Here is a 12,136-nt window from a genome sequence, read left to right as displayed (position 1 = left end):
ACCGCAAATCGAAACGGCCGGCGTCCGAAGACGCCGGCCGTCGATGATCAGCGCGATCAGGTTCCGATCGGGGCAGTGCCCTGCGTCACGGTGGCGCTGTTGCCGGTTCCAGACTGCATGACGTCGGAGACGTTGCCGTCCGAATACTGGCTCACCGTCGCGCTGTGACCGCTGCCGGTCTGGGCGATGTCGGAGATCGAACCCACGCCTTCCTGCGTGACGGTCGCGCTCATGCCCGATCCGTCCTGCAGGATGGTGGACTGGACGCCGATGCCGCCTTGCGTGACGGTGGCTTCATTGTCGTGGAAGAACCACCCGCCGGTCTGGGTGATGCTCGAGCTGGCATTATCCGAGTCGGCCGTCTGGGTCACCCGGGCCGTGTCGCCATACTGCTGGCTGATTCCCGATGTCCCGTCGGTGCCGAGCTGGTCGACTTCGGCATAGCTCTGTTCGCCCTGAGCGACATTCGAGGTGTTGCGGGCGCCGGCCTGGTAGACGTTGGCCGTGCCGTTCGAGGTGCCGTACTGGCCGACATCGGACACATTGTCCTCGCCCAGCTGCTCGACATAGACGCCGTCATTATTGCCGAAGATGAAGACGTTCGAACGGCCGCGGTCACCCGACTGAATGACGGTGGCCGACGTGTTCGAACCGCCCTGGTCGATCGTCGACTGATTCGCTTCCCCGCTCTGCAGGTTGAGGGCGGAGTGATTGCCCTGATATTGCAGGATGGTCGACTGGTTGTCGCCGCCGCTCTGCTCGATCGTCGCATCGGCCGAGCCGCTGAGGCGCTGCCGGATTGCGGCGGTCGACCCGCCGGCATTTCCGTCCTGACTGACGATGGCCTCCACCTCGCGGGTAGCGCCGCCGTCGACCGCGATCTGATCGACGGTCGCAACGGCGGCCGAGGCCTGCGTCACGGTCGCTTCGGCGCCGCTGCTCTCATAGATGCCCGACATGCCGAAGCGCGTCTGCTCGCCGGCATTGGGCTCGCCGCCCTGATTGATCGTCGCGCTGGCGCCGGAGCCGCTCTGGCTGACAGTGGCGAGATTGTTGGTGCCGAGTTGGTTCACCTCCGAGGAGGCGCCAGAGCCGGACTGGCCGACGACCGCCTCGTTGGCGGTGCCGTCCTGGTTGACGGAAGAGCCGTTATTCTGGGCCAGCGCCGGAGCGGCCGAGAACAGGGCAAGTGCGGATACGGTTGTGTAAATGCTGCGCTTCATCTTTGTGCCTTCCCTCATATGGCAAGCTGAACGGCCGAGGCGTTGACGCGCCGCGGTCGCAGGGCGCTTGCTCGAGCATCCCTTGAACCACCCGCCCGAGCTGCCACTCGACCGGCTGGCATTCTTGGCCTGCAGATAGTTCATCGTCGCCCAGGCCCCCGGCGACGATCCGATCCAAGCTTCCCGTACGACGCTCGCGCGTGGATGAGGCGCAGCGCGAAGAGCGGGTGCCCGGATCGTTAACAAAATCTTAGTGCGGCTTTTACGGTATCGCATCCCCGACATGGGGTACGCGACGTGAAACGATCGATACTTGCGCAACCTGGCCGAGGAAATCTGGGCGGGCGGGCAAGACTGAGCCGAATCGGGACAGGCAGGGCGGAAAGATTACCGTGCGTCCGGCAGGGCGGCACGGGTCCGGCCGGCCCCCCATGCCCTTGATCAAAGTTACCGCACGCGCCTTGGGCGTCTTGAGGTGGTCGCGCTTGTCGCGCTAGGTGCCACCGCTGTGTTGCGGGAGCCCGGCCCGCGAGCCGAAGCCAGCCTCCGCCTGACGCTGTTTCGAAGGCCGCTCGTCAGCTCATCCGTCCCGAGCCGACCCGTCCCGGCTGGCCGATAGGTTCAAGACGGCGCCATGCCGCTCTGTCAGGAGTAAGCCGATGTCGTTCCACGCCCTTCTCGCTGCAACGGTCGCCCTGGCCAGTCCGGCGCCTTCGGAGCCGGCAGCGGCCCTGTTCGCCGGGACGGCCGGCGAACTCAGCCATGTCGAGCTGTCGGCCGCCGCGCAGCGCGGCGCGGTCGTGCTGTGGGCGCTCGGCGCGCTCGAGCAGCACGGACCGCACCTTCCCCTGGCCACCGATGTCTACATCCCGCAGGCACAACTGGCGGGCGTCGCGGGCCGCCTGCGCCAGCAGGGCATCGAGAGCGTGACGCTTCCGCCCTATTTCTGGGGCGTCAATCACGTCACCGGCGCCTTTCCCGGGTCGATCAACATCCGCCCCGAGATCATGGCCGGGTTGATGGAGGACGTGTTCGCCAGCCTCGAGGCGGCCGGCTTCCGCGAGGTCTATTGCCTCACAGGCCATTGGGACGCCGCCCATGTCCGGACCATATCCGAGGCGGTGCGGCGGGCTGACGCGGCCGGTTTGCGGGTCCGCTTCCTCGCTCCGACGGTGCTTGCGGACCGTCTCGGACTGACCGGACCAACCATCGTGCGGGTGGAGCTGCCGACGAAAAGCCCAGCCTTCCCCGACCTCCACGCCGGCGAGGACGAGACCTCGGCAATGCTGGCGATCCGGCCGGAGACGGTCCGGACCGACATTGCGCGTCGGCTGCCGCCGGCCGAACTCGATCCGGAAAGGCTCGCCCGCTGGCGGACCGGCGGCGAGGAGGCCCGGCGTATCACGCCGGACGGCTATGTCGGCGACCCCGCCCGCGCCGACGCCAGGCGGGGCCGCGAGCGCCACGAGGCCATCGTCGAGGCGCTGACAAGGGCGCTAACGGAATCCCGCGCCGGCCGGGGATCGACACCTCGTCCATGACCGCGGATCGGCGCGCCCATTGCCCACCCTTCCCTGCCCGCTGCTCACCGCTCGGCAGCGGCACCCCTCCCATTCCCGTTGCGGGTCCAGCGGGTCGGCGCCGTCCGGGTATCGGCATGGCCGCCAAGCCCATCAGGAAAGCCATCAGCTCATGACCCACGCGAACGCCGGCAAGCCTCTCGTCCGCTCGAGCCCGGACACGGGCCTGCACCGGCGGCCGGTCCGTCACTCTGGCGGGCCGGGCCGGGCCGCATGGGCGCTCGCCGCCGTCCTGCCCATGGCCTGCGCCAGCGGGGAATCGCGACCGGTCGATCCGGCGAGGACCGGCCTGCAGGCCCAGCCGGATACGTGCGGCGCCGCGGCTTTCGGCCATCTCATCGGCGAACCGCGATCCGCCGCGCCGGATCCGCGCGAGCGCCGCGACTATCGCCTCGCTTCCGATCGGGATCCGATCACCGAGGATTTCAACCCCGACCGGCTCAACATCTTCTACGACAGCCGGACCGGGCGGATCATCGGAATCCGCTGCTTTTGACATGCCGCGAGGCATGGATCGCGCGCCAGGCGCTCTGCGCGCATCAACGCGATCGACCACGAATCCGTGCGCATTCTGATCCCCCATTGGAACGGGGCCGGGAATCTGCCGCCGCAGCGCGCCGTGCCCAGGGCCCTCGTCGCCCGCGGCCATGACGTCCATGCACGCGGCCGATTTCGGCGCCAACGCGGGGCGGCTAACCCCGACTCCATCCTCCTCGACGCGCATTCGCTCGAGCCCAAGAAAAGAGTCCGGCCAGGAATAGCTGACACGGATTGTCAGCTACCATCCTTCATAGCGGGTCCAACAGTCGGGGAGATCCTATGTGTTGGACCATGGAGCATTCGAATTGTCACGCCGCCAGTTGCTGGCCGCGGCCGCGCTTGCAGGGCTCGCCATTCCCGGCGGAGCCGCATCCATGAGCCGCCCGCCCAGGCCGGCCGGCGCGGACGGATTCGACTTCCTTCACGGCTCCTGGCGCGTACGGCACCGGAAACTCAAGGATCGTCTCGTGGGTTCGTTGCAGTGGCTGGAGTTCACCGGAACGCTCGACGTCAGGCCGTTCATGGGCGGCCTCGGCAATATCGACGAGAATGTCCTCGACGACCCGTCGGGCCGCTATCTCGCGACGTCGATCAGGGTGTTCAGCCCCCGCGACCGAAACTGGTCCATCTACTGGGTGGACGGGCGACGCGCGGGGCTGGACAAGCCGGTCGTCGGCCGGTTCGAAGGAAAAGTCGGACGCTTCTACAACGAGGACGAGCATGAGGGGCGGCCGATAAGGGTCCGCTTCACCTACGAGGATCTGGGGCCAGAGCAGGCGCGGTGGAGCCAAGCCTTTTCCGACGACGCAGGAGCCTCATGGGAGACGAACTGGACGATGGACTTCGTTCGGGAGGCGCGGACGTGAGCGACGCCGGCAACGCCTTCGCCTTCCAGACCGGAACCTGGCGGGTGCGTCACCGAAAGCTGTCGGGTCGGCTCGTCGGAGCAACCGACTGGGTCGAATTCGACGGCACCTGCAGCGCGTGGGAGCTGCTTGGCGGGGCCGGCAATGTCGACGACCATTTCCTGAACGATCCGGCCGGGCCGTATCATGCCGCGACCTTCCGCCGCACCGATCCCGACACGGGGCTCTGGTGGATCTGGTGGATCGATCCCCGCTACCCGTCGCTCGAGCCGCCGGTCAGCGGGCGATTCGTCGATGGCGTGGGCACCTTCCATGCCGATGACCAGCTTGGCGGCCGCCCGATCAAGGTCCGCTTCATCTGGTCGGAGATCGATTCGAACAGCGCGCGCTGGGAGCAGGCATTTTCAGGCGACGGCGGAGAAACCTGGGAGACCAACTGGATCATGGCGTTCGAACGGACGGCGTGATCGCGCCGGAACGTCTTCCCGCCTGACCTGAGGCTCAGGCGGCCGCCTGCAGGTCCAAGTCGTCGCGCGGCAGCGAACGGCCGCGAACCAGGTCGGCCGCCTTCTCCCCGACCATGATCGTCGGCGCGTTCGTGTTGCCGCCCGGCACGGTGGGCATGATCGACGCGTCGCACACCCGAAGGCCCTCGATACCGTGGACCTTCAGCTTCGGGTCGACCACCGAGTGCGAACCGATTCCCATTGCGCAGGTCCCGACCGAGTGGTGCGACGTCGCGATCGTTTTCCGAAGGAAATTCTCGATCTCCTCGTCGGTCTCGATCGCCGCACCGGGGCGGACCTCGCGGTCGACCAGGCTTGCCATCGGCTCGGTGCGGTACACGTCACGGGCGATCCTCACCCCCCGGATCAGGGCGTCGACGTCGCGCCGGTCGGCCATGAGGTTGAGCGTGATCCGCGGCGGATCGGCGGGATCGGCGGAGCGCAGCTTCATCCACCCGCGGCTGGCCGGTTGCAGCAGGCAGCCGACCGCCGTGACCAGATGCTCCTGCCGCCTGCCGATTCCAGGAAACCAGGGCTTCGCATCCGCCCGTACCGGATTGAAGTAGAATTGGAGGTCGGGCTGCTCCAGGCCGGGGCGCGAGCGGATCTCGGCGTGGCAGGAGTTGCACTGGCTGGCGAGGACGCCCGTTCCGAACAGCGCCCAGCGGACCAGCGAGAGCGCAAGCCGGTCGACCCGCAACTCGTTCAGCAGCGAGATCGGCTCGCGCGTCGCATATTCCACCCAGAAGGCGGCATGCTCCGAGAGGTTGGCGCCGACCCCCGGAAGGTCGAACAGCGGCTTGATGCCGAGCTCGCGCAGATGATCGGCGGGCCCGATGCCGGAGAGCATCAGCAGCTGCGGCGAATTGTAGACGCCGCCCGCGAGCAGCACCTCGCGCTCGGCGCGGACCGTCTCGGCCGTTCCGCCGCGGCGATATTCCACGCCCACGGCGCGCGCATTCTCGATCTGGATGCGGGTGGTCAGTGCGCCCGTGCGGACGGTGAGATTCGGGCGGCTCGTGACCGGATGCAGATAGGCCTGGGCTGCGCTGGAGCGGCGGCCGCGGCGCGTGGTCGTGGTGTCCCCGCCCCCGAACCCCTCGGGAAAGGCGCCATGATGGTCGTCGGTGATCGGATAGCCGAGCCGCTGCGCCGCCTCCATGTAGGGCTCGTGCAGGAGCTTTCGCGTGTCGATCCGGCTCACCTGCAAGGGCCCGTCGCCGCCATGCCAGAGATTCTCACCCCGCCAATTGGTCTCGGAGCGCCGGAAATATGGGAGGACGTCGGCGAAACCCCAGCCCTCGCAGCCCATCTGGCGCCAATGGTCGTAGTCGCGAGGGTGACCGCGCGAGTAGAGCATGCCGTTGACCGTGGACGAGCCGCCGAGCACCCGGCCGCGCGGGATCGGAATCCGGCGCCCGCCGAGATGCGGCTCGGGCTCCGTCACATAGCCCCAATTGGTCTCGGGATAGCGCCAACTGTGGAAGCCGAGCGCCAGGCGGTAGAAGAATTGGCGGTCGCGGCCGCCCGCCTCGAGCAGCAGCACCGTCGTATCGGGATCCTCGGTGAGACGGTTGGCGAGGACGCAGCCGGCGGATCCGGCGCCGACGATGACATAGTCGTAACGCTCAGGGTCGTGACGTTCAGGCACCCGATCGACTCCTCTCCTGAAATCCTGCCCCCGGCGCGCCTCAGCCGACCAGATAATAGCGAAAGATCGAGTGATCCGGATTAGAGCGCCGCTCGCCCGCGCCCAGCAGCACCGAGCGCGCCAGCCAGTCATGCGGCCCCTGCGGCACCCTGAAGGTAGGCGTGAAGCGGAAATAATCGGGCTGCGGCGTCCCGTGCGAGATCCGCCCGCTGCCGGCCGGCGCACGAACCAGATAGCCGTTGTTGCGAATATAGATCTTCGTCCCGTCGTCGGTCTCGAGGAGGTAATGCGAGTTGATCTCGATCACACCATCGGGACGCACGGTGGCGAAGTCCGCGCCGCTGTTCGGGACGACCCGTCCCGACAGCCGGGGTCCCGAGATGGCGCCGCCGGTCGTCGGCGTGTAGCCCTGGCTGTGGCCGCCCGGAAGCGGACCGAACGTGCATCGCTCGTCGTTGAATTCGACGCGGATGTCGAAGACATGCTCGAGGGAGACGGCGAGTGGGTCAAACATGGGCTGCTCCGGCAAGGTTGGTCAATCTAGGGTCTTGAAGCGCGCACCCAGGATCCGGGCGATCTTCCCCTCCTCGAGATAGTAATAGCCGAGACTCTCGATCCTGATCGTCTCCCCCTTCATGAGCCGCCCGGCGATGAAGTCGGGCCCGGTTGAAGCAGGCGATATAGTCTTCATAATCCCGAGCATTCATGGGCTTCTCCGTCGCGTCGGCCTACTTCCGGCGCACCGGCACCGCCCCTCTCGGCTGGCGCGGGCTAGGCGAGAAGTCCCCTCATCGCAAGCCGCGCCCCCGAGCCTCGGACCGCGGGCCCCGAGTTGCCTTTCGCATCGTTCTGGTCAAGTTGCGGGACGCGAAAGGACGGACATGCACCACGCCGCACCCCAGGCCGAATTCCGGGTCTCCGATCGAACGAGGTCGGCCGTGTCAGACGAAGCGATCATGTCGCGCTTCCTGGCCAGGCCCGGCTTCCTGCTGGCACGCATCGACCAAATCTGCACCGCGATCTACGGCAGCCTGGACGGTGGGGAGACGCTCGCCCAAGCCGAACTCCTCATGCTGCTCGGGGTGCTCGGGCCCAGCCCCCAGATCAAGCTCGCCCGCTGCGCCGGGGTCGACAAATCGACCACGGCTTACATCATCGAAAACCTGAACGCCCGTGGATGGGTGGAGCGCGGCCCGTGCCGCGAAGATCGCCGCCGCGCCCTCGTCTCCCTGACGCCGACGGGCCAATCGCAGATCGCGCGCATCGAGCGGCAATTCGCGGACTTGCAGCGCCAGCTGGCGCGGCCCCTCGACGCGGACGCGTTGCCGCGCGCCGTCACCCTACTGCACAAGCTGGGTTCGAACCCCATGAGCCCCGCGCCCTTGTGGGTACCTGCCTGCCATCCCGCCGTCGGCATTCTGGACACATCGCTGAGCTTCCTGTGCCGTCGCGCCCTGCAACTCTTCCAGGCCCAGTTCGTCGCCTGCACGCCGGGGCTCAACCTGACGCTCCGGCAATTCTCCCTGCTCTACATCGTCTCGGCCCGAGAGGCGATCACCCAGGCGGCATTCGCGCGCCTGTTCGGGCTCGACCCGTCAACCTGCGCCGTCATCATACGGGGTCTGGTGTCGCGCGGGCTGATCGCCGGCACCCGCTCGGCGCAGGACAAGCGCGAGCGGATCTACGCCATTACGGACCAAGGCCGATCCATCCTGCTCAAGGCCCAGCCCCTCGTGGATCGTTCGGAGCGGCTCATCTTCAGGGGGGAGCCCGCCGCCCGGACACGATGGCTCGTCCGCCAGCTGCAGGCGATCGTCCGCGACCACAGCCATCGCCTCCGCTTCCCCGGCGTCATGGCCGCGCCTTGACTGTATCCGCCGTGCGGATACAACGACGTCGGACGATTGAGAGGAGGCCGCTAGAGCCTCGCCGCGATGGGAGAGTGGAATGGCCGCCGCCGTATTGCCCAAGCCGCGGACCGGCGGCGAGGCGAATGACCGATCGCCTGGAAGGCGTATGCAACGGATCGCTCCGGCCATGCGAAGTGCGGATCTGGTCAATCGCCGAAGCGCTCCGACAACATTGCAAGGACCCGCTTTCGCGGGGCCGGTGCCCGACGATTCACGGCCCCGGACGCCGAAGCCGTGGTGGGGTCCGGCGCCGGCACTCAGGGCCGCCTAAACACCGCACTTCGCGCAGAACGAGATCAATCCGAGGGATGGAAAGACCATGAAATATCTGCTCCTGATGGCAAGCCTGGCCGCCTTGACCGAGACGGCCGCGCACGCCCAGCAGGCCGAAGCGCCACCGGGTGCGGAAGAGGCGGGTGCGGCGGCCCGGCAGGACGGTGTGGAAGATATCATCGTCACGGCGTCGCGCCGGGCGGAATCGGTGCAGGATTCGTCGCTGTCGATCTCCGTGCTCGGCGGCGACAGCCTGGCAGAGGCGGGAGTCACGCAGGCAACCGACCTGGGTGCGGTCGTTCCCGGGCTTACCGTCAGCCTCGGCGGCGGCACCACGCAGACCTATTTGCGCGGGGTCGGCAGCTTCGCGACCGACGCGGCGGCGGAATCGGCGATCGCCTACAACATCAACGGCGTCTACATCTCCCGCCCGAACGGCATCGGCCCGATCTTCTTCGACCTCGAGCGGGTCGAGGTGCTGAAAGGCCCGCAGGGCACGCTCTACGGCCGGAACGCGACCGGCGGCGCGATCAACCTGATCACCCGGCGGCCCGAGGCCGGCATTTCCGGCGAAGCCAGCATCGACATCGGCAATCACGACCTCGTCCGCCTGACCGGCGCGATCGGCGGCGGCAGCGACACCTTCGCGGTGCGCGCCGCCGTGCAATATAGCGACCGCGACGGCTATCTGAGCGACGGCTATGACGACGAGCACAGTATCGCCGGCCGGCTGTCCGCTCTGTGGCGGCCCGCGCACAATATCGACCTGCTGGTGACCGGCGAATATGTCAGCGTCGACAGCCAGGGCGCGGCGACGGTCAAGCGCTCGACCCTGACCCCGGTGCCCGACGACCCCTGGGAAGGACCATCGGTCGGAGACGTGCAGCAGCCGCCGACCGCCTTCATCCCCGGCGGCACGCGGATCCGCGATGACGGCTTCAACGACATCGACGTGTGGGCGGTCAGCGCCGAGCTGAACATCGACCTGGGCGCGGCCACGCTCACCTTCATCCCGGCGTATCGCGACACGCGGGCGAGCTACCTGACCTATACGCCAGGTTTCCGTTTCGACACGCAGGAGACCTCCCAGCAGCAGAGCTACGAGCTTCGGCTCGGCAATGACGGCGACCGGCTGAAATGGGTCGCGGGCGTCTATTATTTCGACGAGGACCAGACCCAGCTCTACGAGCTCCAGGCGCTCCCGATCCAGCGCAGCATCGTCGACACCACGCTAGACACGCGCAGCTGGGCGGCGTTCGGCGAAGCGACCTACAGCCTCACCGACCGCTTCCGGGTGATCGGCGGGCTGCGCTATTCCGAGGACCGCAAGCGCCAGGGCGGTTTCACCAACGCCTTCCTTCCGACCGTCGCGACGATCGACAATGAAGGCCGGCGCACCTTCGACGACATAAGCTGGCGAGCCGGCGTCGAATATGATGCGGGCCCCGAGAACATGTTGTTTGCGACCGCGGCGCGCGGATACAAATCGGGCGGCTTCTTCCCCTCGGTGCCGGCGCCGAACAACGACTTCGAACCGGAAACGCTGACCGCCTTCACCGTCGGCTCGCGCAACCGGTTCTTCGGCAACACGCTCCAGCTGAACCTCGAGGGATTCTACTGGAAGTATCGGGACAAGCAGGAACGGTTCCTGGGCGCCACGCCGTCGGGCACGACCGGCCTGCTCACCACCAATGCGGGCCGGGCCACGCTCTACGGCGCCAGCGTCGACCTGGTCTGGAGGCCGACCCGACAGGGCACTTTCCGCGCCGCGGCGGAATATCTGCACACCAATTATGACCGGTTCGTCTACGACGTTTACAGCCCGCCGATCGCCCCACCCTTCCCCGGTTTCGTCAACAGCTATCCTGCGGAAGCCACCGGCTGCACGCTGGGGCCGGTCAGGCCCTATACGCTCAACGACAACCCGCCTTTGCCGCCCGGCGTGCCGGTGCCGCCAGCCCTGCTCACCGATTCGCAGCAGAGCGTCGACTGCTCGGGCATGCCGCTCGTGCGCGCGCCGAAATGGTCCGGCAGCGCCGGCTACGAGCATCGGTTCGACATCGGCGCCGGCCATCGGATCGTCGCGGGCGCCGACCTCCAATTCGCCAGCGGCCAGTATCTGTCGCCCGACTTCATCGAGTCGGGCCGCGACGAAGGCTATGTCGCGCTCAATGCCGACATCAGCTTCGAATCCACCGACGGCTATACGATCACCTTGTGGGGCCGGAACCTGACCAAGGAAGCCATCCATACCGGCGGCGGCCGCTACGCCTTCTCGCGCGGCGTGGCGGCGGGTGGCGATCCGACCCTGTTCTACGCCAACATCCGCGCGCCGCGGACCTATGGCGTGACACTCAGGGCGGGATTCTGATGGACGCAGCCGTCGCGGCGCCGCCGCCTGCGAGCGAACGTTTCTCCCGCGCCTATCGCGGCTGGCTGCTGACGGTCCTGCTGATCGTCTGCGCGATCAACTATGCCGACCGCTCGGTGGTCGGCGCCGTCGCCGAGCCGCTGCGGCGGGACCTGGGCCTCAACGACCTTCAGCTCGGGCTGCTCCAGGGGCTGAGCTTCGCCTTGCTCTATTCGGTGCTGGGCATCCCGTTCGCGCGGCTGGCGGAACGGCGCAGCCGGGTGAACATCATCGCCGCCGCGACCTTTCTGTGGTCGGCAGCAACGATGGTCTGCGGCGCCGCCGCCAATTTCGCCCAGCTGCTGCTGATGCGGATCGCGGTCGGCGTAGGCGAGGCCGGCTTCATGTCGCCCGCCACCTCATTGCTCGGCGATCATTTCAAGCGCGACCGCCGCGCCTTCGCGACCTCGATCGTGATGCTCGGCGTCCCGTTCGGCGCGCTCATCGGCGCCATGGCGGGCGGCATGATCGCCCAGTCGATCGGCTGGCGCTGGGCATTCGTCATCATGGGCGCGCCGGGCGTGCTGATCGCCTTGCTCGTCTTCCTGACGCTGCGCGAGCCCCCACGCGGCCATGCCGAGGCTGAGCAGGCCGACGAGGTTCCGCCGCTGCGCCATGTCGCGCGTCAGGTCTTCGCCGATCCGGTCTTCCGCCACGTCCTTGCCGGCGGAACGCTCGCCGGCTTCGGGCTGCACGGGCTCGGCCAGTTCCTCGGCGTCTATTTCGTGCGCGTCCACGGACTCCCATTCTCCCTGGCCGGAATGATCTACGGTCTCGTCACCTTCGTCTCGGTGGGCGGCGGCCTGCTGATCGGCGGCTGGCTCGCGGACCGGCTCGGACGGCGAGACCTTCGCTGGTATGCCGGCATCCCGGCCATCGGCCTCTTCCTCGCCGCACCGCTCTACATCGCCGCATTCACCACTTCGGGACTGACGCTGAACATCGCGCTGGTCGTCGCCGCCGGAATCTGCCTGCTCCTGCATTACGGACCCGGCCTCGCCATCGTCCAGAACCTGGCGACCGCCCGCACCCGCGCTTCGACCATCGCCATCTACATGCTCGTGGTGAACGCCGTCGCCTTGTCGCTGGCCCCGACGCTGATAGGCTTCCTCAGCGACCTTTCGCGGGCTGGGAGCTGCTGCAGCGCCCGGGCCTCGTCTGCCCGCCGGGATCGGCA

General features: G+C 67.7%; 10 protein-coding genes and 1 pseudogene. 7 read left to right on the top strand and 4 right to left on the bottom strand.

From position 1 onward, the window contains the following. Nucleotides 1-56: 56 nt before the first annotated feature. The gene (locus EKM57_RS04975; protein WP_165357183.1) at nt 57-1,223 is read right to left on the bottom strand and encodes a hypothetical protein; all 1,167 of its coding nucleotides are present in this window, start codon (nt 1,221-1,223) and stop codon (nt 57-59) included. Between the two features lie 659 nt (nt 1,224-1,882). Here EKM57_RS04975 and EKM57_RS04970 point away from each other — a divergent pair. The 4 genes from EKM57_RS04970 (at nt 1,883) to EKM57_RS04955 (ending at nt 4,676) form a co-directional block, all read left to right on the top strand. Next, nucleotides 1,883-2,764 carry a creatininase family protein gene (locus EKM57_RS04970; protein ID WP_129791364.1) on the top strand — a complete coding sequence of 294 codons (882 nt, stop codon included), beginning with the start codon at nt 1,883-1,885 and terminating at the stop codon, nt 2,762-2,764. Nucleotides 2,765-2,915: 151 nt separating this feature from the next. Then, on the top strand, nt 2,916-3,299 hold the full coding sequence (locus tag EKM57_RS22125; RefSeq protein WP_206185294.1) for a hypothetical protein: 384 nt from the start codon (nt 2,916-2,918) through the stop codon (nt 3,297-3,299). A 349-nt stretch (nt 3,300-3,648) separates the two neighbouring features. Continuing rightward, the gene (locus tag EKM57_RS04960; RefSeq protein WP_206185293.1) at nt 3,649-4,209 is read left to right on the top strand and encodes a DUF1579 domain-containing protein; all 561 of its coding nucleotides are present in this window, start codon (nt 3,649-3,651) and stop codon (nt 4,207-4,209) included. Further along, entirely contained in the window at nt 4,206-4,676 is a 471-nt protein-coding gene (locus tag EKM57_RS04955; RefSeq protein ID WP_129791362.1) for a DUF1579 domain-containing protein, read from the top strand. Before EKM57_RS04960 ends, EKM57_RS04955 begins: the two co-directional genes overlap by 4 nt. A gap of 34 nt (nt 4,677-4,710) precedes the next feature. Here the strand turns inward: EKM57_RS04955 and EKM57_RS04950 are convergent, their stop codons facing one another. Genes EKM57_RS04950 through EKM57_RS21780 form a run of 3 tightly spaced genes read right to left on the bottom strand, consistent with a single transcriptional unit; the run spans nt 4,711 to nt 7,057 of the window. Then, the gene (locus tag EKM57_RS04950) at nt 4,711-6,366 is read right to left on the bottom strand and encodes a GMC family oxidoreductase (protein WP_243450891.1); all 1,656 of its coding nucleotides are present in this window, start codon (nt 6,364-6,366) and stop codon (nt 4,711-4,713) included. A gap of 40 nt (nt 6,367-6,406) precedes the next feature. Further along, nucleotides 6,407-6,880: a DUF3237 domain-containing protein gene (locus EKM57_RS04945; RefSeq protein ID WP_129791360.1), complete on the bottom strand. Its 474-nt coding sequence runs from the start codon at nt 6,878-6,880 to the stop codon at nt 6,407-6,409. A 21-nt stretch (nt 6,881-6,901) separates the two neighbouring features. Next, nucleotides 6,902-7,057 (bottom strand): hypothetical protein, encoded by a 156-nt coding sequence (locus tag EKM57_RS21780; protein ID WP_165357182.1) that lies wholly within the window; start codon nt 7,055-7,057, stop codon nt 6,902-6,904. Between the two features lie 247 nt (nt 7,058-7,304). Between EKM57_RS21780 and EKM57_RS04940 the strand changes: the two genes are divergently transcribed. From EKM57_RS04940 to EKM57_RS22755, 3 genes and pseudogenes are all read left to right on the top strand, one after another. Further along, a complete protein-coding gene (locus tag EKM57_RS04940; RefSeq protein ID WP_165357181.1) occupies nt 7,305-8,234 on the top strand; it encodes a MarR family winged helix-turn-helix transcriptional regulator in 930 nt (309 codons plus the stop codon). Between the two features lie 361 nt (nt 8,235-8,595). Next, complete coding sequence (locus EKM57_RS04935) at nt 8,596-10,920, top strand: TonB-dependent receptor (RefSeq protein WP_129791358.1); 2,325 nt, start codon at nt 8,596-8,598, stop codon at nt 10,918-10,920. Further along, nucleotides 10,920-11,993, top strand: a pseudogene (locus tag EKM57_RS22755) (spinster family MFS transporter); the annotation flags it as partial. The gene EKM57_RS04935 and the pseudogene EKM57_RS22755, both read left to right, overlap by 1 nt. Nucleotides 11,994-12,136: the final 143 nt, after the last annotated feature.

The sequence above is a fragment of the Sphingosinicella sp. CPCC 101087 genome (genome assembly GCF_004151485.1).
Lineage (GTDB): Bacteria > Pseudomonadota > Alphaproteobacteria > Sphingomonadales > Sphingomonadaceae > Allosphingosinicella.
Note: the sequence above shows the minus strand (reverse complement) of the source record. Positions and strands in the feature narration are given on the sequence as shown.